The sequence below is a fragment of the Agreia sp. VKM Ac-1783 genome, assembly GCF_900177765.1.
Lineage (GTDB): Bacteria > Actinomycetota > Actinomycetes > Actinomycetales > Microbacteriaceae > Agreia.
Genome location: NZ_FXWI01000004.1, coordinates 229,787 through 256,337, shown reverse-complemented (window position 1 = coordinate 256,337; position 26,551 = coordinate 229,787). Strand labels below are relative to the sequence as shown.

At 65.8% G+C, this 26,551-nt stretch carries 22 protein-coding genes; 11 read left to right on the top strand and 11 right to left on the bottom strand.

What is annotated here, in order from left to right; genetic code table 11:
• Position 1: 1 nt before the first annotated feature.
• Positions 2–592: a serine O-acetyltransferase EpsC gene (epsC, locus tag CCK87_RS15325; RefSeq protein WP_086462279.1), complete on the top strand. Its 591-nt coding sequence runs from the start codon at positions 2–4 to the stop codon at positions 590–592.
• Positions 593–699: 107 nt separating this feature from the next.
• On the opposite strand, the gene CCK87_RS15320 is transcribed toward epsC, so the two are convergent.
• The 7 genes from CCK87_RS15320 to CCK87_RS15290 all read right to left on the bottom strand — a co-directional run bounded on the left by CCK87_RS15320 (position 700) and on the right by CCK87_RS15290 (position 8,005).
• The gene (locus CCK87_RS15320; protein WP_086462278.1) at positions 700–1,335 is read right to left on the bottom strand and encodes a LysE family translocator; all 636 of its coding nucleotides are present in this window, start codon (positions 1,333–1,335) and stop codon (positions 700–702) included.
• Positions 1,336–1,406: 71 nt separating this feature from the next.
• Complete coding sequence (locus tag CCK87_RS15315) at positions 1,407–2,369, bottom strand: acetylxylan esterase (RefSeq protein WP_086462277.1); 963 nt, start codon at positions 2,367–2,369, stop codon at positions 1,407–1,409.
• 36 nt (positions 2,370–2,405) lie between these two features.
• Positions 2,406–3,929, bottom strand: a complete 1,524-nt coding sequence (locus CCK87_RS15310; RefSeq protein WP_086462276.1) for an inositol monophosphatase family protein — start codon at positions 3,927–3,929, stop codon at positions 2,406–2,408.
• On the bottom strand, positions 3,926–5,071 hold the full coding sequence (locus tag CCK87_RS15305) for an ABC transporter ATP-binding protein (protein WP_086462275.1): 1,146 nt from the start codon (positions 5,069–5,071) through the stop codon (positions 3,926–3,928). Before CCK87_RS15305 ends, CCK87_RS15310 begins: the two co-directional genes overlap by 4 nt.
• Positions 5,072–5,079: 8 nt before the next feature.
• A complete protein-coding gene (locus CCK87_RS15300) occupies positions 5,080–5,895 on the bottom strand; it encodes an ABC transporter permease subunit (protein ID WP_055850613.1) in 816 nt (271 codons plus the stop codon).
• Positions 5,895–6,845: a sugar ABC transporter permease gene (locus tag CCK87_RS15295; protein WP_249273928.1), complete on the bottom strand. Its 951-nt coding sequence runs from the start codon at positions 6,843–6,845 to the stop codon at positions 5,895–5,897. Before CCK87_RS15295 ends, CCK87_RS15300 begins: the two co-directional genes overlap by 1 nt.
• A complete protein-coding gene (locus CCK87_RS15290; RefSeq protein ID WP_249273940.1) occupies positions 6,842–8,005 on the bottom strand; it encodes an extracellular solute-binding protein in 1,164 nt (387 codons plus the stop codon). Before CCK87_RS15290 ends, CCK87_RS15295 begins: the two co-directional genes overlap by 4 nt.
• Before the next feature lie 147 nt (positions 8,006–8,152).
• Between CCK87_RS15290 and CCK87_RS15285 the strand changes: the two genes are divergently transcribed.
• The gene (locus CCK87_RS15285; protein WP_086462361.1) at positions 8,153–9,232 is read left to right on the top strand and encodes a LacI family DNA-binding transcriptional regulator; all 1,080 of its coding nucleotides are present in this window, start codon (positions 8,153–8,155) and stop codon (positions 9,230–9,232) included.
• A gap of 102 nt (positions 9,233–9,334) precedes the next feature.
• Here CCK87_RS15285 and CCK87_RS15280 read toward each other — a convergent pair whose 3' ends face one another.
• Both CCK87_RS15280 and CCK87_RS15275 read right to left on the bottom strand, forming a co-directional pair.
• A complete protein-coding gene (locus CCK87_RS15280) occupies positions 9,335–10,639 on the bottom strand; it encodes a nucleotide disphospho-sugar-binding domain-containing protein (RefSeq protein ID WP_086462360.1) in 1,305 nt (434 codons plus the stop codon).
• A 266-nt stretch (positions 10,640–10,905) separates the two neighbouring features.
• Positions 10,906–11,373: a GNAT family N-acetyltransferase gene (locus tag CCK87_RS15275; protein ID WP_086462274.1), complete on the bottom strand. Its 468-nt coding sequence runs from the start codon at positions 11,371–11,373 to the stop codon at positions 10,906–10,908.
• An 81-nt stretch (positions 11,374–11,454) separates the two neighbouring features.
• On the opposite strand from CCK87_RS15275, the gene CCK87_RS15270 reads away from it, so the two are divergent.
• From CCK87_RS15270 to CCK87_RS15230, 9 genes are all read left to right on the top strand, one after another.
• Entirely contained in the window at positions 11,455–13,209 is a 1,755-nt protein-coding gene (locus CCK87_RS15270; RefSeq protein ID WP_086462273.1) for an AMP-binding protein, read from the top strand.
• Entirely contained in the window at positions 13,206–14,273 is a 1,068-nt protein-coding gene (locus CCK87_RS15265; protein WP_086462272.1) for an enoyl-CoA hydratase/isomerase family protein, read from the top strand. The genes CCK87_RS15270 and CCK87_RS15265 overlap by 4 nt, the downstream gene beginning before the upstream one ends.
• Positions 14,270–14,911: a DUF6226 family protein gene (locus tag CCK87_RS15260; protein ID WP_086462271.1), complete on the top strand. Its 642-nt coding sequence runs from the start codon at positions 14,270–14,272 to the stop codon at positions 14,909–14,911. The genes CCK87_RS15265 and CCK87_RS15260 overlap by 4 nt, the downstream gene beginning before the upstream one ends.
• A gap of 33 nt (positions 14,912–14,944) precedes the next feature.
• Positions 14,945–15,526, top strand: a complete 582-nt coding sequence (locus tag CCK87_RS15255) for a hypothetical protein (protein ID WP_086462270.1) — start codon at positions 14,945–14,947, stop codon at positions 15,524–15,526.
• Positions 15,527–15,725: 199 nt separating this feature from the next.
• Complete coding sequence (locus CCK87_RS15250; protein WP_086462269.1) at positions 15,726–17,030, top strand: extracellular solute-binding protein; 1,305 nt, start codon at positions 15,726–15,728, stop codon at positions 17,028–17,030.
• Positions 17,031–17,107: 77 nt separating this feature from the next.
• Positions 17,108–17,998: a sugar ABC transporter permease gene (locus CCK87_RS15245; protein ID WP_086462268.1), complete on the top strand. Its 891-nt coding sequence runs from the start codon at positions 17,108–17,110 to the stop codon at positions 17,996–17,998.
• Entirely contained in the window at positions 17,995–18,861 is an 867-nt protein-coding gene (locus CCK87_RS15240) for a carbohydrate ABC transporter permease (protein ID WP_086462267.1), read from the top strand. The genes CCK87_RS15245 and CCK87_RS15240 overlap by 4 nt, the downstream gene beginning before the upstream one ends.
• Entirely contained in the window at positions 18,858–21,461 is a 2,604-nt protein-coding gene (locus CCK87_RS15235; protein ID WP_086462266.1) for a family 78 glycoside hydrolase catalytic domain, read from the top strand. Before CCK87_RS15240 ends, CCK87_RS15235 begins: the two co-directional genes overlap by 4 nt.
• Positions 21,458–22,510, top strand: coding sequence for a family 43 glycosylhydrolase (locus CCK87_RS15230; protein ID WP_086462265.1), 1,053 nt, complete (start codon positions 21,458–21,460; stop codon positions 22,508–22,510). The genes CCK87_RS15235 and CCK87_RS15230 overlap by 4 nt, the downstream gene beginning before the upstream one ends.
• On the opposite strand, the gene CCK87_RS15225 is transcribed toward CCK87_RS15230, so the two are convergent.
• Positions 22,507–23,619 carry a LacI family DNA-binding transcriptional regulator gene (locus tag CCK87_RS15225; protein ID WP_086462264.1) on the bottom strand — a complete coding sequence of 371 codons (1,113 nt, stop codon included), beginning with the start codon at positions 23,617–23,619 and terminating at the stop codon, positions 22,507–22,509. The genes CCK87_RS15230 and CCK87_RS15225 overlap by 4 nt on opposite strands.
• Before the next feature lie 100 nt (positions 23,620–23,719).
• Complete coding sequence (locus CCK87_RS15220) at positions 23,720–26,461, bottom strand: glycoside hydrolase family 3 C-terminal domain-containing protein (protein WP_086462263.1); 2,742 nt, start codon at positions 26,459–26,461, stop codon at positions 23,720–23,722.
• Between the last annotated feature and the right edge of the window lie 90 nt (positions 26,462–26,551).

Sequence of the window (26,551 nt, the reverse complement as noted above, 5' to 3'; positions counted from 1 at the left end):
GATGCCGCTGGCCGCGTCCGGGGCATTCGCTCGCGTTCGCGAAGACATCAGCACGGCCAGACTCCGTGATCCCGCCTCCCGCTCGCGGCTCGAGGTGCTGCTCAGCTATTCGGGGTTGCACGCCGTGTGGGGGTATCGCGTCGCTCACAGGCTCTGGATGCGCCGGCTGCGTCTGCCCGCGCGGCTCGTCTCGCAGTACGTGCGTTTTCTGACCGGCGTCGAGATCCACCCCGGTGCGGTGATCGGGCGTCGCTTCTTCATCGACCACGGCATGGGAGTCGTGATCGGCGAGACGGCCGAGATCGGCGACGATGTGATGCTCTATCACGGGGTCACGCTCGGCGGTCGGAGCACGGCGCGCGAGAAGCGGCATCCGACTCTCGGAAACGACGTGACCGTGGGAGCCGGAGCCGTGCTGCTCGGCCCGCTGGTGATCGGCGCGCACTCCGTCGTGGGAGCCCAGGCCGTGGTGGTGCACGACGCGCCGCCCTACTCGGTGATCACGGGCATCCCCGCCGTGGCACGCCCGAGGGCACACTCGGCGGAGCCGACGGCAGAGGCCTTCTACACAGACCCCGCGATCTACATCTGACGGCCCTCGTTGGTCTCGATACGCCGACTCGTTCCTCGCGCGGCTACTCGACCGGCGCACCCCCCGCGCTGGTCGAGTAGGCCGCGAAGCTGCCGTATCGAGACCCGCTAGCTCTTGTTGCCGGTGAGGGCGAGCCCGCCGCCGAGCCCGATCATGAGGACTCCGCCGGTGGAGCCGAGCCTCGACAGACGACGAGGGTTTGTGGCGAACCACGCGCGAGCCTGCCCGGCGGTCAGCGCCCAGATGCTGTCGAACGCCACGGCGAAGAGCAGGAAGACGACACCGAGTTCGGCGAGCTGAAGCGGCACCGAGCCGCTGCCGCGCGACACGAACTGGGGCAGGATCGCCACGAAGAAGACGATCGACTTCGGGTTCGAGACGCCCACGATCACGGCCTCGCCATAGACCCGCCGCAGCGTGCGCGGAGTCGCGCGGGAGTCGGCATCCGTCACCCGGTTGCGATGCCGGATGGCCTGCACGCCGAGGTAGATCAGATAGGCGGCACCCACGAACTTGATGATCGTGAACGCCACGATGCTCGAGGCAACGAGTGCGCCGATTCCGGCGGCCACCGCGGCCACCTGCAGGGCCATGCCGCTGGCGTTGCCGACGACGCTGAGCAGCCCGGCGGCACGGCCGAGCGACAGGGAGCGGCCGATGATGAAGAGCACGCTCGGTCCGGGAAGCGCGGCGAGGGCAAGCGCGGCCAGCGCGAAGGCGGCGAGATTCTCGAGGGGCACCATGAGCCGATGCTAGCGGCGTCTCGACAGCCTCGACGAACGGATTCCCGTTCCCTGAGCCCGTCGAAGAGAAGCTACAGCAGGTGCTTCTTCAGGAACGCGATCGCCTGCGTCTCGTCTTCGATTCCGCCGCCCTCGTGGCCGTTGAACGCCCACTCGGTGATCTCCTTCTCTCCGGCGTACGCGTTGAACGCGGCGTAGACCGTGGAAGCCGGGCAGGTCGCATCCATCAACGCGACCGAGAAGTGCGCCGGAGCCGTGGCGCGACGCGCGTGGTTCACGGCATCGAAGCTGCCGAGCACGTCATAGACGGATGCCGCCTGGTCGCGATGGATTCGCAGGTAGTCGACGATCTCGTGGTACGGGTACGCATCGGTGATCAGGGTGGCTCGAGCGAAGTCGCAGAGAAAGGGAACGAACGCCACGACCGCGGCGAGGTCGTCACGCAGCCCAGCCACGGCGAGCGCGAGGCCGCCGCCCTGGCTGCCGCCGGCCACAGCGATGCGGCTGCCATCGACCTGCGGCAGCTGCTTCGCCGCGTCGACGGCGCGCACCGCATCGACGAACAGTCGCCGGTAGTAGTAGTCGTCGCGGTTCTGGATGCCCTTGGTCATCACCCCGGGAATCTGCGGGCCGCCGGGGCCGGCATCCGGTGTGTCGCCGACGCTCCACCCCGCTCCTTGGCCGCGCGTATCCATGTGCAGATGCGCGAAGCCTGCCGCGACCCAGGTGAGAGACTCCTCTGGCTTACCCCGCCCGCCACCGTAGCCGACATAGGTGACGACCGTGGGCAGGGCGGTCGTGGCGCCGGCGGGCACACGCAGCCACGCCTTCACATCGGTGCCGTCGGCACCGCGGAAGGTCACGTCGAACACGTCGATGAGGCTGAGCACGCTCTCGACCCGCTCGATACGCACGTCGAGTGGAACGTCGTTCGCGGCCGCCACCGTTTTGCGCCAAAAGGCGTCGAAGTCGGCGGGCTCTCGGCTCGCGATCTCGTGGCGGCGAACGGCGTCGAGGTCGGCTTCGATCAGCATGGGACTCCTTTGTGCGGGTGACGACTGCATCGAACCTTACCGAGCAACGGCCTCCCGCCACAGCGTATGAAGCTGCTCTGCGGCCTGACGGTTCGCCGCCGCGAGCACTCCGCCGCTCGACGGAAACAGCGTGTCATCGCCGTTCTCGTCGAGGACCACGCCTCCGGCCTCGCGCACGATCAGCACGGCGGCCAGATGGTCGACGGGCCCGAAGCGGCCGATCACGGCGCCGATTCCGTGCCCGAGGGCGATGCCGGCGACGGTCAGCGTGCCCGATCCCATGATGCGCATCGTGCAATAGCGCTGCGACAGAGCCTCGAGCATCGGCAGCATGCCCGACCACGCCGCGTGCGCCGCGAGCTCGGTGCTGACCATCGCGCCGCGCAGGGGATCGGGGCCCGGGCCGATCGCGGGCGCCGACACAGCCTCGGCATCCGCCTTGTCGAGGCACAGGCGGATGCCGTTGGACCAGGCGCCGCCGCCGGCCTCGGCTTCGACGATCACACCGCGCCAGGGATCGGCGACGACGCCGACGACCGGTGCGCCGTTGATGACCAGGGCGAGCGAGAAGCTCGTCCACGGCATGCCGTTGGCGAGGTTGGCTGTGCCGTCGACGGGGTCGAGGTACCAGCACGGCCTGTCCGCTTGTGCCTCGCCGCCGAACTCCTCGCCGACGAAGCAGTGATCGGCGAACTGGGCGCCGATGACTGCGCGCACGACGCGCTCGATGGCGAGGTCGATCTCGGTGACGTGGTCGGCGGGGTTGGCCTTGGTCGACACGGAAGTGACGTGGTGCTTGCGAACGTACTCGACGGCCCAGGCAGCCAACTCGCGGGCGATGAGCCGAGCGCGAGGAATCATCTGAACGGTCGCCGCCGCGTCGTTGTCGCGAAGGCACATGAGAAGGGCGAGCCGGTTGCTCGTGATCGAGTCCACTCCGATAGACAGGAGCCACGCCATCTGCTCGGCGTCGTCCACTGTCCAGCACGAGACCCGCACGCCGAGCGAATGGATGGCCGCGACGAGTTCGCGTCCGACGAAGACGTGGGGCAGGTTCACGACGGCGGGCCGCAGCTCGGCGACGTCGAGCGCGTTGGGCGCACTCGCCTCGGCCCACGGCATCCAGATCTCGGCTGCCGCGTCGCGGCGACGGATCATTCTCATCGCCTCGATGTGGCCGCACCAGGCGACTCTGACCGTCGATCCGGATGCCGCGACGACGCGGTGTGCGGCGGCCGCGGGTTCCGGGGAGTCCATGTCGATGAGCAGGAGGGGTGCCGCGTCGTGCATCAGGTGCAGCACGTCGCTCAGCAAGGGGATGCGCAGCTCGCCCCCGCCCAGCTTCTCGACCTCGGCCAGGGTGAGGTTGGCGAGATGCTCGTCGACGCCCCACAGGCGCTGCAAGGTGGCGTCGTGCAGCAGCACGACCTCGCCGTCGCCCGTGAGCCGCACGTCGATCTCGATCGTGTCGGCTCCGGCCGCGATCGCAGAGCGGATCGCTGCGAGGGTGTTCTCGCGGTGAACCGAGGAGTCGCCGCGGTGGGCGACGACCGCCGTCACGCCTTCGCCCCTGCCAGCACGCGCGCCGTGCGGCTGCGGCCGTCGACGAGAGTGCCGTCGACGTAGTGCCGCACGTTGTTCAGCGTCACCGTTCCGTGGTCGCCCACCGCGGGAGGTGCTCCGCCGACGATCGAGCGAACCTCGGCCCCGCCCGCGTTGAGAACGAGCTCTGAGAAGTGTCCGTGGGGAAGCACCCGACGCACCTCGACGGGCGTCGCGCCGGCGCGACGCACGCCTGAAGCGGGTTCGAAGAGCACGTCTTCGGGGCGTACCGCCCAGGCCTCCGCGGGCGGTACGTCGGCCGAGGTGCCCGTCGTCGAGGTGCCGGCCACGGCATCCGGAACCGTATTCGGCACGTGGCTCAGGCTCGCGCTCTCGAACAGGGTCGGAGCGGGCAGCACGTTCATGCTGCCGATGAACGACGCCACGAACAGGGTGCGCGGATTCGCGTAGAGCTCGGTCGGGGTCGACACCTGCTCGATGCGGCCCGCGTTCATCACCGCGACGCGGTCGGAGATGGCCATCGCCTCGTCTTGGTCGTGGGTGACCATCACCGTGGTGATGCCGAGGCGCTGCTGGATGTCGCGGATCTCCTCGCGCACCTTGACCCGGAGCTTCGCGTCGAGGTTCGACAGGGGCTCGTCGAGCAGCAGCAGATCGGGGCGCTGCACGATCGCCCGGGCGAGGGCAGCGCGCTGCTGCTCACCTCCGGAGATGTGCGCCGGGCGGGAGTGGGCGTGGTGGGCGAGGTTCACGGTCTCGAGGGCCGCCATCACGCGCTGGGTGATCTCGGCACGGGGCACGCGCTTGATGCTCAGGGGAAAGGCCACGTTCTTGAAGACCGTGAGGTGCGGCCAGAGCGCGTAGTTCTGGAAGACCATGGCGCTCGGCCTCTTGTCCGGGCCCTTGTCGGTGACATCGACCCCGCCGATGCTGACCGAGCCGGTGTCGGGCTGAAGGAAGCCGGCCATCATGCGCAGCGTCGTGGTCTTGCCGCATCCGGAGGGGCCGAGCAGCGCGACGAGCTCGCCCGCGGCCACATCGAGTTCGAAGTTCTCGACGATAGTGCGGTTGCTCAGCACCTTGGTCAGGGCGGTGACTCTGAGTCCCGACGTCGCGTCGGTCTTGGTGAGTGGTGTCATGGTCGTGCCTAACGAATCTGGAAGCCCTCGGCCAGACGTCCGCCCATGATGAAGCGGCGGGCGAAGAGCAGAAGGGCGACGGAGGGAACGGAGAGCAGGATCGCGAAGACCGCGGCGACCTGCTTGGGGTAGTTCAGAACGAGCGAGTACATCTCGGTGGGCATGGTCATGTAGACGGGCGCTCCCACGAGGTAGGTGCCCTGGGCCTCGTCGAAGGCCGCGAGAAACGACATGAGGATGGCGACGAGGATGCCCGGCAGGGCGAGCGGCAGGGTCACACGCACGAAGGTGCGGATGCGCCCGGCCCCGGCATCGCGGGCCGCCTCTTCGAGCGCGCGCGGCACCGAGCTGAAGGCCGCCGCCGGAATCCACGTCATGAACACCACGGTGCCCACGAGCTGCACGATGACGACGCCGGCGATGGTGTTCATGAGGTGCAGTCCGTAGAACAGCGACGCCATCGAGACGAAGAGCCCCATCTTCGGAAACGCGTTCGTGGCGAACAAGCCGACCAGGAAGATGCGGCGGCCCGGGAACTCGAAGCGCGAGAAGGCATACGCCGCCGGCAGGCACACCACCGCCGAGACGAGCACGGTCAGCGGCGCGAAGTACAGCGAGTTGCGCACGGCGGCACCGAGCTCGGCGTCGTTGAAGACCACCGACCACCAGTCCAGGGTGAGCCCGGCGGGAAGCAGGCTCGGGTAGTCCCACGAGGTGGCGAAGGCGTGCGCCGCGAGCCACAGCAGCGGACCCAGGATGAACACGGCCACGACGACGAACAGGGCGCCCGTGACGACGCCGCGAGAGAGCATGCGTGCGCGCATCAGACCCGACCTTCTTTCTTTGCCGATCGAAAGTTCGCCCACACGTAGAAGAACGCGATTCCGGATGCGAGGACGAAGACGACGACGGCCATCACGATCGCCTGCTGCGGGTGGTTGAACGCCTGGAAGTACTTGGAGATGTCGACGCCCAGCATGCTGGGCGCGTTCGGCCCGGTGAAGTACGGGACGGTGAACGAGCCGAGCACTCCGATGGCCGTGAAGGTCGCGGCGATCACGAGCGGGATCGCGCTCAGGGGAACGAGGATCCGGGTGACGATCGCGAACGACGAGGCACCGGCATCCTTCGCGGCCTCGATCATCGCGTCGGGAATGGACTGCACCCCCGAGATGGCCATGAGCGTGGCGAACGGCAGACTCGTCCACACCGAGCCGATGACCACGGCCACGGTCGTATAGCCCCAGGTCGGCCCGGTCAGGCCGACGAGGGCGAAGACGGTGCGCACGAATCCGTCGCCCGAGTAGAAGGTCAGGATGGCCCACGACGCGATCACCACGGGGATGAAGAGAGGCACCACGGCCAGGCCGGCGAAGACGCTCGCGAGCCGTCCGCCGCGCAGCCGCAGGTTGAGGGCGATGCCGAGGGCCAAGGCCAGCACGATGACGGTCGAGACCACGGTCACGCCGACGGTCACCCCGAGGTCGCGGGTGAAGCGAGGGTCGGTGAAGACGTCGACGTAGGCCTGTGCCGTTCCCCACCAGCTGGTCGCCTCACGGGTGTTCAGTCCGATCGAGGCGATCGTGCTGTTGAGCCCGCCGGTGTGGCCGAGGCTGAAGCCGATGGCGAGAACCACGGGAACGCCCACGAAGAGTGCGAGCAGTACCACGGGCGGCAGTGCCATGGCGAGGCCGATGCCCGAGCGGCGGGCCTCAGGGGAGACCCGCCGCCGGGCACCGACCGGGGCGCGACGCCCCGATCGGATGTCGGTCACTGTCCGGGAACCTTCGCGTCCCAGAGGTTGTTCATGTCAGACGCCATCTGGCTGTAGTAGGTGGGTCGCAGCGCCGACGGGTCGGCCGAGGCGAACTTGTCTTTCAGATCGGCAGGAACGTTGTCGAGGGAGATCACCGGATAGCCCGCGATGGTCGAGGCGATGAGCGCCTGACCCTCAGAAGAGAGCACGTAGTCGGCGAGCTTCTGCGCGACGTCCTTGTGTGCGGCCGTCTTGGGAATGCCGAGGTATGAGGCGCTTCCCGTGAACGACGGGTTCGAGATCTGCGCGTACTTGATGTTCGCGGGCAGGGTGCCGGTCTTCTGGGCCGTGATGACCTGGTCGCTCCAGACAGGCGCCATCTGGATCGCGCCTGTGCCGAGCAACTCGAGCACCTGGTTGTTGCCGTTGGGGTAGACGCCCTGCTGGTACATCGACGAGCCGAGGCTCTTGAGCTCGTCGAAGCCCTTGTCCCACTCGCCCTCGAGCGACTGGTCGTAGCCCGTGGTCATGGCGGTGCGTGACGCGTCGGAGACGTACTTGTCGAGCACGGTGGTCACGAAGGCCGCACCGGAGCCGCCGGTGGAGGGCGAGTTGTAGGTGAACTGGCCGGGGTTGGCCGTGATCCACTTCAGCAGCTCGTCGAGAGTGGTCGGCGGCGTCTTCACCTTGGTGGAGTCGTAGGCGAGCAGCACGGAGGAGGCACGGTACGGGATTCCGAATCCGGCGCCGGCCTTCACCGTGGTGTCGGGCACCGTGGCGAGGTTGGGGATGTTGTCGGCCGACACGTCTTCGAGCAGACCGGCCTTGCCGGCGGCCTGGATGAAGCCCGAGTCGATGAGGTCGAATCCGGGGTCTTCCTTGGCCTGCACCGAGCTGGTGAGCTTCGCCATGGTCTGCGCGTCGTGCTCGCCGTGCAGGTCGAGGGTCGTCGTGACGGATGCGCCGGGGTTCGCCTTCTCGAAGGCGGGAATGATGGCGTCGGTCCAGAGGCTCTGCACATTGGTGTCGCCGGAGATGAAGACGGTCGCGGTGCCCGAAGCGTCGGTCACGGCGTGGTTGGTGGCGGCCACATCTGTGCTGGCGGTCGGAGCGCAGCCGGCCAGCGCGAGCGCGACCGCTGCGGCGGCGGAGAGGGTAAGAAGACAACGACGGGGCATCACGGGTGTTGGGTCCTTCGGGTCGGGTGTCGATGCGAATCGCATCGTTTCGATAGTGGGCTGCGATGGTGAACGCAACGTTGCGATTGGGGGACATCGTGCCTAACTCGCCCTGGGAGGAAGCTGCGCGTAGCTATGGTGAAAGTCATGAGATCGAGTCCGGCGCGCACCTCTGTGACCCTTGCCGACGTCGCCGCGCTCGCGAAGGTCTCGACCTCCACCGCGTCGCTGGCGTACCGTCGCACCGGCTCGATCACCGAGCGCACGAGGGCGCGCATCCTGGCCGCCGCAGCCGAGATCGGCTACGCGGGACCGAACCCGACGGCCCGCTCGTTGAAGAGCGGTCGCTCGGGCATCGTGGGCATCATCGTGGCGGGAACCGTGCGCCGGGCCTTCCAGAATCCGGTGGCGATGGCCACGATGTCGGGGCTGAGCGAGGCGCTCGATGAGCTCGACGTGGGCCAGCTGCTGCTGTCGCACCGGTCGGAGTCGGGCGATCGCTCGGCGCGACTCCTCGACGGCATGCCCGTCGACGCCGTCGTGTTCCTCACCCGAGGCGAGGAGTTCGACGGCCTCCTGCCGAGCATGCGTGCCCGCCACATCCCCATGGTCGGGGTCGAGGGTCCGCACGAAGAGGGCGTCACGCTCGTCGACATCGACGATGCGAGTGGGATGGCCGTGTTGGCCCGCCACGTGCGAGATCTCGGCCACACGCGAATCGGGGTGGTGATGCGCTCGACGCGCATCGACGCCAATGGGCCTCCCGGCCCGATCGAGCCGATCGACGCGAATCTCGAGACGATCAGCAACCGCACGATTCGCGAACGGCTGCGCGCTGTGGCATCCGTGTTCCCCGACGCCGTGCGCGTCGAGGCCGGAGGCCGAGAGCTCGACTCGGGAGAGATCGCGGCGGGGCGCCTGCTCGATCAGGCGTCGCCTCCCACGGCGATCCTGGCGCAGAACGACATGCTCGCCGTGGGGACGCTGCGGGCGGCTGCCGTGCGAGGACTCGAGGTTCCGCGTGACCTCACGGTGACGGGATTCGACGGGGCACACATTCCCCTGCTGGGTCGTCGCCTTACGACGGTGGAGCAGCCGCTGCACGAACGTGGCCTGCAGGCGGGTCGCATGGTGGGAGAGCTGTTGGCCGGGGGAGCTCCTTCGGGCATCGTGCTTCCGGTCGTGTTCCGCGAGGGCGACACGTCGGGCCCGCCGCCGCGCGCTTAGCCGGTGCGCTGATCGAGTAGGTCGCCCAGCGACCATATCGAGATCACTGAAGTGCGGAAAATGGCCGCTTGGATTCGTTCCGATGCGGCCCTTCCCCGAACCTCAGTGCATGTGGGCCAGAGCACCTGAGATGACGTCGATCGGGTCAGGCAGGGCTCTGATCTCGTCGCGGAGCGCCTCGCTCGCCGCACGGTAGCCCGGCTCGCGCAGCACCCGACGCACGGCGTCGCGCACACGATCGGGTCGGGGAGATCCGGTGCGCAGGTTGATGCCGCAGCCCGCCCACTGAATACGCGCCGCCACCTCGGGCTTCTCTTCGGTCGATCCGGCCACGACGAGGGGAACCCCGACCGCGAGTGCCCGTTGCACGCCGCCGAATCCTCCATTGGTCACGAACACATCGCAGAGTGGCAGAAGCTCGTCATAGGGCACGAACTCCGCTATCCGGGCATTGGATGGGATGTCGCCTCCCATCGCTACCGCCACATCGGCGATCGGCCGCCCACCGGTTGTCGCCACGACGAGTACGTCGTCGTTCGCCAGCGCGCGAAGTGTCGGCACGATCAGACGCCCGAGGTCGACGTTGTCGATGGTGCCTTGCGACACGTGCACGACGGGCCGCCCGGCATCCAGATCGCCCCACCACGCAGGCAGATCGGATGCGTGTGGCAGACCAGGGCGCGGCCGCAGTGGCCCGACGAAACGCACCGTGCTGGGCAGCTCGCGCCGCGGGTACTCCATGCCCTCGACGCTGAGCTGGAATAGGAGGTCGAAGGACCGGTAGGCGAAGTCGAAGAAGCTGACGCCGGTCGGCGAGACGCCGACCTCGGCGAGTGCTCCGTTCACGGCGAGCTCCACGGGGCGGAACGGACCGCGGAGCAGGAAGGCATTCAGCGCCCTGTTCCGCGCACGAGCGAGGCCGGATGCCCCTGGTTGAAGCGCGGTGCCGAACGGTGCGGCGTCGACACTGCCGAGAATGACCGGCACGGCCGAGACGCCCACGACGGGTAGCCGGTCCTTCCGCGCCCTCGCGAGGTAGGGGGCGAGCCCGGTGAACGAGGCCTCGCCGACGATCGCGTCGAATGGCTGAGAGGCGAGCAGTGACTCCACCGCACGCCACTGCGCTGGGATGACGCGAGCAAACATGCCGATCATGCCGAAGCGTACCGCCGCCAAGCCGTGAAGCTTGTCGCGGCCGGGAAGCCAGGCATCCAGATCGTCGTCGTCGTAATCGACCTCGGCGGGCAGCGGGGCAAACGAGAGGCCCGACCGTATGACGAGATCTTCATACTTGCGGCCGGTGAGAACGGTGACGTCGGCGCCCCGCTCCCCGAGTCCTCGACCCACATCCACCAGGGGCGAAAGATGACCGTAGATCGGGGGACAGCACAGAAGGTAGGCAGGCACGAGCTGATGGTAGAGACGTAACACCGGCAACAAAGCTGGGAACGCTGCCAACTCTCAGCTATCTTGCACAGCGTCCTTTCGCCGGTCCCCCGACGAGGGGCTCGTAACTGAGGACATCCGTGATCGACGGCCTGAACTCACCCGGAAGGACGCGGGGCCCGGATGAGTGCTGAGACGATTGTCCTCAGTTACGGAGCCGCCTCGACCGCGCTGCGTGGCGAACTGACCTGACGGTTGCGGCGCACTGCCGTTCGGGGTTGTCCGTCTTACGGGCGATCGGAGATCTGATATGCCATCGCTGCGAACTCGGGACGCTCGGGATCCACGATTTCTTCGAACCCAGCTCGTCGGTAGGCCCTCACTGCCGGTTCGTTGTCTGCCACGACCGCCAGGCGGACTTCGCTCAGTTCGAGAACACGAGCCCTCTCTAATGCCGCCAGGGTGAGACTGAGTCCGAGGCCTCGTCCGCGGTATCGCGGATCGATAATCACTCTTCCCAGGCGGGCGGAACGGCCTTGCGTCGTCAGGTCGAAATGTCCCCAGGCGGCTTCGTGCTCGTCGTCGTCTACCATCCAGGCGCTCAGACCCGGCCGCACGGCGAGCTGCTCGAGTTGTGCGACTGTGGGCGGCCAAACGAGGCTCGGACCGGCGAATAGGTACAGAGCGGCGGCATCGGGCACCCATTCCACGACACGCGCGTAATCGTCGGCAATCGCAGGACGGGTCACAACCATGTGAAACACATTAGTTGTGCCTCTTGCCAGTGCGCGCTGAGGGTTGGCCCTCCGGGCATTCGCGCGGCCTAAAGTCGAACAATGACGACTGAGGTTTTTCGCGCTGCCCGTGACCAGCTCGTGGCTCTGCGCGACGACTACGACACCGCCCGCCGAGAGTTCGAATGGCCGGATGTCGGCCCCCGCTTCAATTGGGCGATCGACTGGTTCGATCAGATCGCCAGGGGCAACGACACCGAAGCCCTCGTGATCGTGGAGGAAGACGGGCGCCGCACCACGCGCACCTTCGACGAGCTCGCCACCCGCTCCGACCTCCTCGGTCACTGGCTCAGCGCTTGCGGCGTCGTGAAGGGCGACACCGTGATGCTGATGCTCGGCAACCAGGTGGAACTCTGGGAGGCGATGCTCGCCATCATGAAGCTGGGCGCGGTGATCCTGCCGACGACCACGGCCATGGGTCCGGCCGACCTCATCGACCGCGTCGAGCGCGGGCGGGTGCGTCACGTGATTGTGGATGCCGCCGACGCCGCGAAGTTCGACGCCGTGCCGGGCGGGTACACGCGCATCCGGGTGGGCGAAGCGGCGGCCGCGCCAGCGGCATCCGGTTGGCTGACCTTCGCCGACGCGTTCGCCAGCGACCCGACCGACGGGCCCGCCGCGCGTGGCCCCCTGCCGCACCCCGGCAACGCATCGAGCGACGCGCTGCTTCTCTACTTCACCTCGGGCACGACGAGCAGGCCGAAGCTCGTGGAGCACAGCCACGTGTCGTACCCGGTGGGGCACCTGTCGACGATGTACTGGCTCGGGCTGCGCCCCGGCGACGTGCACCTGGCGATCAGCTCGCCGGGGTGGGCGAAGCACGCGTGGAGCTGCTTCTTCGCGCCGTGGATCGCCGAGGCCACGATCTTCGTCTACAACTACGCGCGCTTCGATGCCGTGGCTCTTCTCGATCGCATCCGCGAAGAGAAGGTGACGTCGTTCTGCGCGCCGCCCACGGTGTGGCGCATGATCATTCAGACCGATCTGAGCGTCGGCGCCGGCGACCTGCGCGAGGCGATCTCGGCGGGCGAGCCGCTGAACCCCGAGGTGATCTCGCGCGTGCGAAAGCACTGGGGGCTCACCATTCGCGATGGCTACGGCCAGACCGAGATGACCGCGGTCGTGGCCAACACCCCAGGTGCCTCGATCAAGGACGGCTCGATGGGCCGGCCGCTTCCCGGCTGCCCGATCGTGCTGGTCGACCCGATGACGGGCCTCGAGGCGAACGAGGGCGAGATCTGCGTCGACGTGCGCTCGCGGCCCGTCAACCTCATGACCGGCTACGTGGGTGACCCTACGAGGAACGCCGAAAGCGAGCATGACGGCTACTTCCATACCGGAGACGTTGCCACGCGCGACGCAGCCGGGTATCTCACCTACGTGGGCCGGACCGACGACGTGTTCAAGGCATCCGATTACAAGATCAGCCCGTTCGAGCTCGAGAGCGTGCTCATCGAGCATCCGGCCGTGGTCGAGGCCGCCATCGTGCCGGCCCCGGATGCTGTGCGGCTGGCCGTTCCGAAGGCCTACGTCGTGCTTGCGGCCGGCTTCGAGCCGACGGATGCGACGGCGAAAGAGATTCTGCGATTCGCGCGTGAGCGGCTGGCCCCGTTTCAGCGGGTGCGCCGCATCGAGTTCTTCGAGTTGCCGAAGACGATCTCGGGCAAGATCCGCCGGGTCGAGCTGCGCGAACGCGAGGAGCGGGTCGCCGAGGGGATCATCGTCGCGGTGGAGTGGCGTGACGATCAGTTTCCCGAGCTGAAGGCCGTGGGCAACGCGGGAGGGGCGGCCTCGTGAGCGACGTTCTCTTCGAGGTTCGGGGCCGGCTCGCCCACATCACGTTGAACCGCCCGCGCGCCATCAACGCACTCACCCACGACATGGTCACGGCCATCGGCGAGAACCTCACAGCGTGGGCGCTCGACGACGCGATCGCGACCGTTCTGCTCACGGGAAACGGCACTCGTGGACTCTGCGCGGGTGGCGATGTGACCCAGCTGCACAGCCGCGTTGTGGCCGACGACGTAGCGAGCGCGGTCGCCTTTCTGCGCGACGAGTACCTGGTGAACGACCAGATTGCCCGCTACCCCAAGCCGTTCATCGCGGTCATGAACGGCTTCGTGCTGGGCGGTGGCATCGGCCTCTCGGGTCACGCCTCGCATCGCGTGGTCAGCGACGACTCCGCGCTCGGCATGCCCGAGGTCAGCATCGGCCTCACCCCGGATGTCGGCGGCAGCTGGCTGCTGAGCCGTGCGCCCAGAGAGCTGGGCACCTATCTGGCCCTCACCGCGCGCACCGCGTCGGCGGCCGACGCGATCGAGCTCGGACTCGCGGATACGTTCGTGCCGGCGGATCGACTGCCCACCCTCGTCGCGTCGCTGGAGGAGCTGCCCGCCGACGAGGCCGTGGCCGCCGTGTCTGCCGAGCCGCCGATCGGCGCTCGCGCATCCGATCGGCTGACGGCCGACGCGTCGTGGATCGAGCCGGCGTTCGCGCACGACTCTGTCGACGAGATTCTGGATGCCCTGGCGGCGTCGGGTGCCTCCGCGGCGGCCGAGACTGCCGCGCTCATCAGAACCAAGTCGCCCACGGCGGTGGCCGTCACCCTGGAATCGCTTCGCCGCGCTCGCGAGCTGCCCAGCCTCGAGGCCTGCTTCAACCAGGAGCTGCGGATCATGGCGCACGCCTTGGCGCACCACGACTTCCGCGAGGGAGTGCGCGCGCAGGTCATCGACAAAGACCGCACTCCTCACTGGGCGCCGGCGAGTCTCGACGAGGTGTCGCCCTCGACCGTCGCCTCGTTCCTCGAGGCGTCGGATGCCGCGAACGACCCGTTCCCGCAGGCCGCGGTTGCCGGGTGAACGGGTATGAGCGGCCCGCGCTGCCGTTGAAGGTGTACCTCGATGAGGCGGGGACGCCGATCCCGTATGGATCGCGATGGCGTGGCATGTCACCGCCCGAGGATGCCTACTCGCGCACAGAGAATCTCGATCGATTCGAGCCGCTTCATACAGTTGCGCGTGCTCTGATCGATTGGCTGATCGTGACGTTCGACGTCACCGTGGAACGAAACGAGAGCGTCGCCGCTGATTTTGGGCGGCAGCTCCACAGTCTGGAGACAGCTGTTCGGATTACACCCCGTGACCCCCTAGCGGCTCCGCTGACCTTCGCGTTCACGTCGTTCCCCGGTGTGGTTCTTCATATGGGTGCGCTCGTCGACTCGACATTTCCCATGTGCGGCTGTGACGCGTGCGACGACGACATCGTGTGGCTTGTCGACCAACTCGAGTGGACGGTCTGGGCCGTAGTGGCGGGGGGAGCCTCCGAGCGAATCGATGCCCGCCCGGATGGCTGGTTCGAATACCGGATCGAGAACGACACTGGAATGGAGTCCGCTCGCCGCAGGCTGGCTGAGGTGCCGGGCGAGCGGGTGGAGACCGGGCGCGGCATGCTGCCCGCATCCGGCCAGTGGAGCGCGTGGCCCATTCGCGAGGTCTAGTCAGCGTCGGGGGCGGTGTCTACACTTCGGGATATGAGAGCCGATACCTTCTTTCTTCTGTCAGATGCCGCTCTTCGCAGCGTCATCGATCGAGTGCAGCCGGGCGACTTCGACAAGCCGGTTCCCGCGACGTGGTCGTCTTTCGAGAACCCCACCGTGCGCCATCTCCTCATTTCTCACGCCTACGACGAGGCCTGGGTTCCCGGGGTGTTGGCCGGAAAGTCGATCGCCGATGGCGACGAGCTGCGAGACAAAGACCTGCTCGGCGATGACCCTATCGCCTCATATGACGCCCTGAACGACGCGGCTACGGCAGCCGTTGAGGCTGGCGTCGACTTCGGCTCGACGTTCCACTTTCAGTACGGCGACTACCCGGCCGACGAAGGGCTCTCCCACCTCGCCATGTATCGCGCTACCCAGGCGTGGATGATCGCGAAGCATCTCAACATCCCATTCCACCTCTCGCCCGAACTCATCGAGGGGCTGAACGAATGGGTCCTTCCGCATGCCGACGAGTGGCGCAGCTTCGGGGTCTTCCCTCCCGCAATCGAGCCGCCGGCCGATGCCGATGACGAGGCGCGGGTGCTCTGCGCGATGGGGTTCTGGGTTCCGTAGCGCTAGTCGGGTGCTCACACCCGGCTTTCGGAGGGATCCAACCTGGAGCCGATTTTGTCTGAGGCCCCGTCGACGTTGTCAATCAGTTTTGGTTGACAACAGCATCTTTCCCCTCCACACTCATACTTATGAAGCGCTTCACCGGCGCTTTCCGCTCAAAATATGAAGCGCTTCAGGCGCATGTTTCAAGGAGGAAACAATGATCACAGCACGCGGGCATCGCCGGCGAAACCTATCCATCGTTGCTGCCGTGGGCGTGGGTGTCATCGCCCTGACTGGCTGTGCGGGCGGTGGCGGCGGCGGATCGAGCACGAAGGAATTCACGTACCTGGGGCAGACCCAGAACACGGCTATCTCGGGCACCCTCGACGTCCTGGCCAAAGACAAGTGCGCCGCAGCGGAGAAGGCAGCGCCGCTGAAGGCCGACGCGATCGATGGCACGACGTGGGATCAGCAGCTTCAGTTGCTCGCCGGCCAGGACGCCCTCTCCGACATGAGCATGGCGGGCGGAACACCCTCCCTCATGCAGGAGTTCATCGACTCCGGAAAGGTGCTCAACCTCTCGGAAACTTTCAAGAAAGAAGGTCTCGAGGGCCGCGTACTCCCGGCTGCCGAGTCGACGATCAAGGCCCTCTACGGTGGTGGCGATCTGTACGCGCTGCCGACCGAGTTCAACATCGAGGGATTCTGGTACAACAAGCAGATCCTGGCTGACAACGGCATCGAGGCTCCAGCCACGTGGGACGAGCTCGTCGATGCGGCGGCCACTCTCCAGGCGAATGACGTGCAGCCTTTCATCGCTGCAGGAAAAGACGGATGGCCCATCACGCGTCTGGTCGGTGACTACATCGCGCGCGACCTCGGCCCAGACGCGCTCAAGAAAGTGGCCGACGGAGACGCGTCCCTCACCGATCCCGAGTACGTCGCGGCCGCGGATGCCGTAGCAGAGCTGGGAACCGCTGGGTACTTCGGGGCAGCCGCGGGATCGATCGACTACAACACGGCTCTCAACCAGTTCCTCACCGGTGGAGGAGCCTTCTTCTACATGGGCAGCTGGGCGCTCGCCGCGTTTAACGATCAAGAGCAGAACAAGATCGGAGTCGACAACATCGGCTTCACTCCCTTCCCGACTGTCGAAGGCGGCAAGGGCACCATCGACCAGGTGCCAGCGAACGTCGGAATCCCGGTCATGTTCACAGAGAAGGGCTACGACGACGATGTCGCCCAGTGGCTCGATTGCGTGACAGCCAATTACGGCGATGTCGCACTGAACGAGTTCGGTCAGGTCACGGGTTTCGTGGTGAACAACCCGCCAGCCGATCAGCCCGCCCTCACCCAGGAAGTGCAGAACATCATCGCTGAGGCCCCCAGCAGCGTTCTCTGGTTCGAGGCCGCTTTCAGCCCGGAGGCGACGGCGGTCAGTCAGAAGAACGGTGGTGGGCTCGCGGCCGGCACGCTCACGGGAGAAGCGTTCATGAAGCTCGTGCAGGACGCGAACAAGTAACCCTCTCTCATTCACCCGCTGCGAGGGCGGAGTCGTCTGTGGCTCCGCTCTTGCAGCGACGAAATAAAGGCACACCCATGGAAAGACTCCTCGGCAACCCACGTGCCGTTCTCGTGCTTCTCGGTCCCGCCCTGCTCGTGTACTCCCTTGTCATGCTCGTCCCGATCGTGTGGTCTCTTGTCTACACCGTCTACGAGGGCAATGCGGTCAGCGGGTTCGAGTTCGTCGGCATCGATAACTTCGTTCGCTTCTTCAACGACCCCACGGCCCTCGAGGCGGTCGGGTTCACTCTCCGCTACGCACTCATCCTCACCGTTCTGCAGGTGGTCGTCGGCTACGCCCTCGCCCTGTTGTACGTCTTCTTCCTGAAAAAGGCTTCGTCGCTCGTGCGAACGCTGGTCTTCTTCCCTGTGATCCTCCCCACGGTCGCTGTGGCGCTGCTGTTCCGTCGGTTCTTCGAAGCGGCTCCGACAGAGGGGCCGATCAACTCGATCATGGAATTCATCGGGCTCAACACGTTCGACTGGTTCGGGCAGCCGGATGCATCGTTCTGGGTGATCCTCATGATGGACCTCTGGCGGTCTATGGGCTTCTATGCAGTCCTTCTCTACGCCGGTGTTGTCGAGATCCCCGAAGACATCATCGAGTCCGCACGCATCGACGGGGCAGCCGGCTGGCGCCTCGTCCGGCACATCATTCTTCCGCTGTCATTGCCGGTTCTTCTGTCAGCGACGATCTTCAGCATCAACGGCACTCTCAAGGTCTTCGACTCAGTGGTAGCTCTGACGAACGGAGGCCCCGGCACCTCGACGACACCGCTGACCGTCTACATGTTCCAGACCTCGTTCAGCTTCGGCCAATACGGCTACGGCAGCACAGTGGCGCTGATGCTCACGGTGATGTGCCTGCTGGTGACGATCTTCATCTTTCGCGCGTCGCGCCGTGACCTCACGAGGAACGAAAAATGACCACTCTCGCCGTAACGCCGTTCCACCGTCGTGTCCGCACTTTCGTACGACGCCTGCCGGTCTTCATCGGCGTCGCCATTCTGCTCGCCATCGTCGCCTACCCGCTGATCTGGCTACTGCTCGGCTCGTTCAAACAGCAGGATGAATTCCTCAGCGAGCCGTTCTGGTCACTGCCTCGAAGTTGGAGCCTCGATAACTACGTCGAAGCCTTCGTGGGAGGTGGCCTCGGCAAGTACATCCTCAACAGCGTGATCGCGGTCTTCCCTTCGATGTTTCTCATCTTGTTGCTGGGAACAGCTGCGGGTTTCGCCCTCGAAGTCATGGTGTGGAAAGGCCGCGGAGCCGTTCTCCTCGTCTTCCTCGCTGGTGTCATGATCCCGTTGCAGATGATCCTGTTGCCTCTGTTCACGATCTACTTCAAGCTTCATCTCACAGGGACGCTCTGGCCGCTGATCATCACCTACACGGCCACGGGTCTGCCTCTCACCGTGTTCATGATGGCGACCTTCTTCCGAGCTGTTCCGCGAGAGATCTTCGAGGCTGCCACGCTGGACGGCGCGAACATCTATCGAATTTTCTGGTCGGTCGGTATGCCGCTCGTGCGCAATGCGCTTTTCACGGTCGCGCTCGTGCAGTTCTTTTTCATCTGGAACGACCTGTTGATCGCACTCACCTTCACGAACAGCCAGGATCTGCGCACGATTCAGGCGGGCCTCCTCAACTTCACGGGTCAGTACGGAGCCGTCGACTATGGTCCGATGTTCGCGGGAATTGCGGTCAATGTCGTCGGCACGCTCGTGCTCTACCTCTTCCTCAATCAGAAGGTCATGAAGGGCCTGACAGCTGGATCGGTGAAAGGATGAGCGCCCTGGTAACCCGACTGCGGGCGGAACACCGCCGAGAGGCCCACGGCCTGGGCACGTCGACACCTCGTCTGTCGTGGTGGGTGGATTCCCCTTCGGACAGCCAACTCCTCTGGACCGAGTTCGAGAAGACCACGCTCGACGGTCGCACTCAGATGGCGCGGGTAGAAGGAGCGGAGCAGGTTCTGGTCGACTGGCCATTCGACCCCCTCGCCTCGCGGGAGATCGTCGACGTTCGAGCACGGGTTGGTCTTGCTGACGGAACGACGGGTGACTGGGGTGAAGCACTCCGCCTCGAAACCGGACTGCTGCGGCGCGAGGACTGGGCTGTCCACCTCGTCGTACCGTCGGCATCGGCCCCGCACTCCGGCCCCCGGCCGGCATGGATGCTCCGTGCCGAATTCGAGGTCGAGGTCGCGCCGGTGCGCGCCCGGCTCTACATGACGGCGCAAGGAATCTATCGGTCCGAGATCAACGGTCTCCGCGTCGGGGATGATGAGCTCGCGCCCGGATGGACAAGCTACGACCACCGTCTGCGAGCCCAGGCCTACGATGTCACCCCGCTACTGATCACCGGAGCGAATGCCATCGGCATTGAGCTTGCAGACGGGTGGTTCCGCGGAAACATCGGCTTCGACGGAGGGGTCTGGGACCTATACGGCTCTCACATCGGCATCGTTGCACAGCTCGAACTGACCGGCGACGATGGCGTGCCGCAGCTCGTCGATCTAGCCGACGCCTGGCGCGCCTCCAGAGGCCCCACTACGTCGGCAGGGCTCTACGAGGGCGAGGAGTTCGACGCGAGGTTGCACGAAGCCGGTTGGGCGCGTGCTGAATATGACGACTCGCTGTGGGTGCGTCCGGAACTGCGGGAGCTGACCAGCGTCTCCGCGCGAATCGAACATGCCGTGGCAGAACCCGTGCGGCAGGTCGACACGCTATCTCCCGTCACTGTCGAATACAGGCCGAATGGACGCATCCGGCTTGATTTCGGTCAGAACATCTCCGGACGACTATCGTTCCGGGCGGCGGGCGACGCGGGCCATGTGCTTCGCCTGCACCACGCGGAGGTCCTCGAAAACGACGAACTCGCGGTACGCACGCTTCGTCGGGCCACCTCTATCGACCGTTACACCTTCCGAGGTGAGGGTGAAGAGGTGTGGCAGCCCCGCTTCACGATCCACGGTTTCCGCTACGCGGAGCTCGACGGCTGGCCTGCCGTCACTCTCGCGCCGGAATCTGTGAAGGCGGTAGTACTGCACACGGATATGGAGCGCACCGGTTGGTTCACGGTCGACGATCCGATGCTGCAGAAACTCCACGACAACACGGTCTGGAGCATGCGCGACAACTTCGTCGATCTCCCCACGGACTGTCCGCAACGGGACGAGCGCATGGGCTGGACCGGCGACATCCAGGTGTTCGCACCTGCCGCGTCATATCTCTATCGCAGCGCGGGGGTGCTCGACAGCTGGCTTCGTGACGTCGCCGACGAACAGCACGCGGGCGGCGCGGTGCCCAACTTCGTTCCGTGGGTTCCCTGCGGATTCCCTGAGGCCTCCTCGGCTGTCTGGGGCGACGCGTCTGCCATAGTGCCCTGGGTCATGTGGGAGCAGTTGGGCGACGCCGGGATACTGTCGCAGCAATACGCGAGCATGCGGGGCTGGGTCGAGCATCTCGCGGCACGTGCCGATGAGGACGGCGTGATTCGGTCGGGCTTCGCATTGGGCGACTGGCTCGATCCGATCGCTCCGCCAGAGGACCCGGGCGCTGCGCGCACGGATAAATATCTCGTGACCACGGCGTACCTTGTGCGATCGGCCCGCATCGTCGCCGATGTTGCAGGACTCCTGGGAGACAACGAGGCCAAGAGCGCCTACACAGACCTGGCCGACCGCACCCTCTCAGCCTTCCGCCGAGAATGGGTTCTGTCTTCGGGCCCCATGACGGGTGAGTCTCCCACCTCGCTCGCTCTCAGCCTTGCCTTCGATCTCTTCGAACGTGGTGATCAGCGAGCGGAAGCCGGAACGCGCCTGGCCGACCTTGTCGCCGAGGGTGGCCATCGCATCCAGACTGGCTTCGTCGGAACACCGATCATCTGCGGTGCTCTCGCTGAGACGGGCCATGTCGAGTCCGCCTACGCGCTGCTTCAGCAGACCGAGTGCCCGTCGTGGCTGTACCCGATCACCATGGGAGCGACGACCATCTGGGAGCGCTGGGACAGCATGCTGCCTGATGGTCGCGTCAATCCGGGCGACATGACGTCGTTCAACCACTATGCGTTGGGAGCGGTCGTCGATTTCATGCATCGCACGGTCGCCGGCTTGGCTCCGATCGGACCCGGCTATCGACGCGTGCGCATCGCCCCCAAGCCGGGAGGAACCGTGCGCGCCGCCGCCACTCGATTCGACAGCCCTTACGGGCGTATCGAAGTCTCCTGGCGACTCGATGACGACCGGTTTCACCTCACCGCGACGGTTCCCTTTGGCGTGACCGCCGAGGTGGTGCTGCCCGGTGAGGCCGACGGGCGGCAGCTCGGCGCAGGCACCCACGAGCTTTCTTCACGTATCCGAATCCCCGAACTCAGAAAGATCACATGAGCGAACAGCAGAACCTCATCTACCCCGGCCGCGTATGGAACGACACTGAGGGCAACCGTATTCAGGCGCACGGGGGCTCGATCATCGTCGTCGACGGCATCTTCTACTGGTACGGCGAGAACAAGGAACGATCGACGCCGGGTAGTGGAATCTGGCACTGGGGCGTGCGCTGCTACTCCTCGACCGACCTGGTCAACTGGACCGACCGTGGGCTGATCATTCCACCGGCGCCAGATGACGATGAATCGCCGCTCTACCCGGGGGCGGGCATGGATCGGCCGCACATCATCTACAACCCGCACACTCGCAAGTACGTGTGCTGGCTCAAAGTGATGAGCAAGGGGTCTGTGCAACGATCCACCGTGCTCGTGGCAGACGATGTACTCGGTCCCTACTCGACGGTCACCCAGTGGCTCCGGCCGCTCGGCATGAGTGCCGGCGACTTCGACCTGGTCGTCGATCCTCACGACGGCAAGGCTTACTACTACTTCGAGCGAGTGCACTCGGAGATGATCGTCGCAGATCTGACCGACGACTACACGAACGTGACCGGCTACTATTCCACGCACTTCCCGCAGCCGCAGCCTCCCTACGTTCGAGAGGCCCCCGCCTACTTCGCCCGCAATCGCAAGCACTATCTGATCACCTCAGGCACCACGGGGTACTACCCGAACCCCTCGGAATCGGCGGTCGCGGCCAGCTATCACGGGCCCTATACAACTCTGGGCGATCCGCATCCCACCGACGCCTCACGCACGTCGTTCCACTCGCAGATCTCATCGATCTTCAAACATCCGGGCAAGCGAGACCTGTACATCGCGCTCGGCGACCGGTGGCTTCCTGGATACCTCGACGACGGATCCAGAGCATTCCAGGAATTCGAAAAGCACTTTGCTCCGGGCCGAGACGGCGACGAGCCCATGGAGGAGTTCGCGCATGTCGACTCGTCGATCGCCGACTATGTGTGGCTTCCGATCCGATTCGACGGAGACATTCCCGTCATCGAGTGGCACGACTCATGGAGTCCTGACGATTACGAGGATGGTTAGGCGTCGACAGGGTGCGGGATCGGTGACTGCTCGTCTTCGCGGGCGGGGGTACGGCTGCGGCCGAGGGTGCTTTCGCGAGCCGTGAGTGTGGGGTCCAGAGTGACATGCTCATGCTCGTGCGCGTCACCGTCGGTCAGTTCTTCGAGAAGCAGGCGCATTCCGACTGACCCCATCTCGCGTCCCGGCAGATCGACGGTGGAGATGGGAACGATGCTGTCGTAGGCCGAGCGGTTGTCGTCACACGCGACCAGCGCGACATCGTCGGGGAAGCGATAGGGCGAAGACGACGTCAGGACTTGCACGATGCCCAGGGCGAGCAGATCGGCAGCGGCAACGATTCCGTCTGGCAGCGTATCGGCACCGCGCTCGATGAGCAGAGAGCCGACCTGGCGACCGCCTTCTATCTGAACTTCGTCGGTTGGAATGTGCTCGAGCGTTGCCCCGGCGACCTCGGCTACGGCGTCCTTCGCCCCTTGTAGGCGATCGGCCAGGGCTCGAGACCGGGTTATCGGCCCGCCCGCGAAGATCAATCGTCGCCGACCGAGACCGAGCAGATGCTCCGCAGCCATCCGTCCCGCCGCGACGTTGTTAGTGCTCACCGCGCAGTGAGCATGTTGCTGACGGGCAGCGTCGAGAATGACCACGGGGCGCCTTATGGCGAGGTGTCGATCCGTCGGAGGGATCACACCACCCAGGGGAGCAACGAGAATTCCCGACACCTGCTCTTCATCGAAGTAGTTCAGGTAGGAGCGCTGTTTCGACATGTCGATGTCGGAGTTGCCGACGACCACGAACTTGCCGGCCTTCGATGCCGCCCCCTCGGCGCCCCTGACCATGTCTGTGAAGTAGGAGTTGTCGAGATCGGCAAGGACCACGCCTACCGTGTTGCTGACGCCGGCTGCGAGCTTGCTGGCGGTGCGGTTGCGCACGAAGCCGAGCTCGTCGATGGAAGCGATGACGCGGTCTCGGATCGACGGTGTCACTCCGTCGGGGTGGTTGAGCACATTCGAAACGGTTCCGATTGCCACGCCGGCATGGTGGGCGACATCGAGCATCGTCACGGAGCCGTTCTTGCCGCTGGCCGTCGGGGCCGATGCTGCGTTCACCACTGTATTACTCCTGCCGGGCGGGGATCTTTCTCCACACTAGCGCCGGGGCCGCCGCATCGATCAGAGTGCGATGCGACGGCCCCGGAGTCAGGCGGATCTGCTAGCTCCGGCGCGTTTGTGAAGCGCGCGACAGCCGACGCTGAACTGCCAGGCCAGCGCCCAACATCAGGAGCAGACCGGCGAGCAAGCCCGAACTGGCTACCGTGCTGCTTCCCGTTGCGGCGAGCTTGTCCGAACCGGATGCTCCGAGCTGGTTGCCGGCCGGATCGGTGCCCGGTGCGCCGTCCCCCGGCGTTCCGTCGGGGCCCGTCGACGTCGGTGCGACAGAGACCGCAACCGACGAGGACAGTTGATCATCGGCAGCGGATCGCGCCGCAACCAGCGGAACGCTACCAGTCGGTGTCGCCCAACGATCGGCCGCGGTGTCCCAATATGACAGCACGCGGTTATCGAGTTTGACGGTGACGCGCTGAGATTCGCCCGGTTCCAGATCGACCTTCGCGAATCCGGCGAGCGCCCGATCGACCGTGTCGACAGCATCCGTCGGCAGTGCTCCAGCGTAGAACTGCACCACGTCGGACCCGGCACGCTCGCCCGTGTTGGTGATCGTCACAGATGCTGTTGCGGGAGTGGCCGCGATCGAAGCCGCCGTTGACGGGCCATCGACCGGTGACGCCGGAATCAGCATCGGCGTCGTCGTCAGGTCGGAGTAGGCAAAGTTGGTGTACGACTCGCCGTATCCGAACGGGAAGAGCGGCGTCTCGTCGTTCTGCTCGTACCACTTGTACCCGACGTAGATGCCTTCGTCGTAGCTCACCTCGCTGCTGTCGCGCACAAGAGCTGGGCCCTGCTCGCTCGAGGCCGGGAAGGTCATCGGGAGACGGCCCCCTGGATCCGCATCGCCGTAGAGCACATTCGCGATGCTCTCGCCGACTGCCGCTCCCTGGTACCAGGCCTGGGTGACCGCGGCCACATCGTCGAGCCATGGCATGAGCACGGGGCCCGGAGTGTGGAGGACAACAATCGTGTTCGGATTCACCGCCGCGACCGCCTCGATCAGTGCGTTCTGGTCGCCGGGCAAAGAGAGACCAACTCGATCGACTGCTTCGCCCGTGAACTCATTTGCGAACACGACCGCCACATCCGAGTTGCGCGCGGCTTCGACAGCCGCGGGGATGAGACTGTCGGGCTGCCAGCCGAGTGTCATGCGCGGTCCGAAGAAGCCACCGCCTGCGGTCGAGTACTCCACGACGATGTCTGCGGGCACGCCCGCCTCCAGTTCGACGACCCCACCCAGCGTGTACTCCTGGGGTGCGAAGAAGAAGTCCCAGATGAAACGGGTTCCGTCGAAGACTGTCTCGCCGTTCACCGTGACCTTCGCGCTTCCGGAAAGCAGAGACGACAGCCGGAGGAGCCCGGTGGATGTCGGGGTGATCGTGCCGGAGTAGCGAGCGGACCAGGTCGAGGGAAGCCCCTCGACCGGAGCCCCGGAGAAGTCGATGTTCGACGCGGTTCCGCTTGAAATCGCAGGGCCGGAGAGGTCGGCACTGCCGAAGTACTCGGCATTGAGTCCCGCTCCGAATGCCGATGCGGGTGCCGTGGGCAGCACCACATCGCCGACGGATCCCTGAGACACCGTGACGTCATCGGCTTTGGCGGAGATCGCCTCGGCAGGAGTGACGAAATCGCCAGGGTTTACGTATGAAGACCCTTCGATGCCGGTAATCGCATCCCCTCCAGCTGGGCCGATGACAGCCACTGACGGCTCATTGCTGAGCGGGAGGACTCCGGAGTTCTTCAGGAGCACGGTCGCTTCTTCGCCGGTCTTGACGGCAGTCCCGAGATGCTCGTCGTTGGTCACGACGGAGGCCGCCTCGGCGGGCAGTGGCGTATCGAACGCGCCGGAATCGAAGAGCGCCAAGAGGATGCGGTAGACAGCATCGTCGACACGCTCGGCTGAGATGCGCCCGTCTGTGAACGGCGTGCGATCTGTCTTCGCGAACAGTGACTGGGAGTCGACGCCCGCGTTGATTCCGGAAATCCAGTCGGACCGAGGATCGAAGTCCGTAGCGACATATCCGTCGAGACCAAGATCGGTCTTCAGCGCCGTCAACATGTCGGGGTTCTCGCACGCGTAGGTACCGTTGACGCGGGGATACGCGCACATCACCGAGTCCGCGCCTCCCTCGACCACAGTCGTCTCGAACGGCGGGTAGTAGAGCTCACGAAGTGCTCGCTCTGAGACCTCGACTCCCAGGGTCTCGCGCGGTCCACTTTCCTGGGCATAGGCGGCGAAGTGCTTGATCATCGTGCTCACCCCCTCGCTCTCGACACCCGCGGCGACGGCGGCCCCCATCTTGCCGTTGACGAGAGTGTCTTCGCCGTATCCTTCGGCTGCGCGGCCGGACAGTCCGTTTCGGTCGATGTCCACAGTCGGACCGAGCACGACGTTCCAGCGCTTACCGTGCGCCTCGGCGCCGATGACGGACCCGTACTCGCCTGCGAGCTCGGTATCGAACGTGGCGCCCAGGGCGTTCGGCGCTGGGAAGGCTGTGACGCCCGTGTCGCCTCGAAGGCCTCCCGACGCATCAACTCGTCTCATCTCGGGTATGCCGAGGTAGGCCAGCGGTGCGAAGTCGGCATCGTTCGTCGCGAGGATGAGTGTCACCTTCTGGTCGGATGTCATGGCCGACAGCAGCGCGCTCGCGCGCCACTCCGGCGTCTGCGACGTGTCCCGCCATGGCTGGTCTGGGGCGGCGGCCGCCCCGGTCAACGCCGATAAGGCAAGCAGGCCGGCCCCCGAGGCGGCCACGACTCGTGCGAATCTTCGTTTTGTCATCATTCAGTTCCTCCTTGAGCTGCAATGAAGCGCTTCATAATGCGCTTCACCACCAAACCACATAGAGAGGTGACCTGGCAAGGTCGTGTTCGC

Bases quoted from the DNA above. Each gene is read 5' to 3' on its own strand.
- epsC (WP_086462279.1), top strand. From the start codon at position 2: ATGCCGCTGGCCGCGTCCGGGGCATTCGCTCGCGTTCGCGAAGACATC.
- CCK87_RS15320 (WP_086462278.1), bottom strand. From the start codon at position 1,335: ATGGTGCCCCTCGAGAATCTCGCCGCCTTCGCGCTGGCCGCGCTTGCC.
- CCK87_RS15315 (WP_086462277.1), bottom strand. From the start codon at position 2,369: ATGCTGATCGAAGCCGACCTCGACGCCGTTCGCCGCCACGAGATCGCG.
- CCK87_RS15305 (WP_086462275.1), bottom strand. From the start codon at position 5,071: ATGACACCACTCACCAAGACCGACGCGACGTCGGGACTCAGAGTCACC.
- CCK87_RS15300 (WP_055850613.1), bottom strand. From the start codon at position 5,895: ATGCGCGCACGCATGCTCTCTCGCGGCGTCGTCACGGGCGCCCTGTTC.
- CCK87_RS15290 (WP_249273940.1), bottom strand. From the start codon at position 8,005: ATGCCCCGTCGTTGTCTTCTTACCCTCTCCGCCGCCGCAGCGGTCGCG.
- CCK87_RS15285 (WP_086462361.1), top strand. From the start codon at position 8,153: ATGAGATCGAGTCCGGCGCGCACCTCTGTGACCCTTGCCGACGTCGCC.
- CCK87_RS15275 (WP_086462274.1), bottom strand. From the start codon at position 11,373: ATGGTTGTGACCCGTCCTGCGATTGCCGACGATTACGCGCGTGTCGTG.
- CCK87_RS15270 (WP_086462273.1), top strand. From the start codon at position 11,455: ATGACGACTGAGGTTTTTCGCGCTGCCCGTGACCAGCTCGTGGCTCTG.
- CCK87_RS15255 (WP_086462270.1), top strand. From the start codon at position 14,945: ATGAGAGCCGATACCTTCTTTCTTCTGTCAGATGCCGCTCTTCGCAGC.
- CCK87_RS15250 (WP_086462269.1), top strand. From the start codon at position 15,726: ATGATCACAGCACGCGGGCATCGCCGGCGAAACCTATCCATCGTTGCT.
- CCK87_RS15245 (WP_086462268.1), top strand. From the start codon at position 17,108: ATGGAAAGACTCCTCGGCAACCCACGTGCCGTTCTCGTGCTTCTCGGT.
- CCK87_RS15240 (WP_086462267.1), top strand. From the start codon at position 17,995: ATGACCACTCTCGCCGTAACGCCGTTCCACCGTCGTGTCCGCACTTTC.
- CCK87_RS15235 (WP_086462266.1), top strand. From the start codon at position 18,858: ATGAGCGCCCTGGTAACCCGACTGCGGGCGGAACACCGCCGAGAGGCC.
- CCK87_RS15230 (WP_086462265.1), top strand. From the start codon at position 21,458: ATGAGCGAACAGCAGAACCTCATCTACCCCGGCCGCGTATGGAACGAC.
- CCK87_RS15220 (WP_086462263.1), bottom strand. From the start codon at position 26,461: ATGATGACAAAACGAAGATTCGCACGAGTCGTGGCCGCCTCGGGGGCC.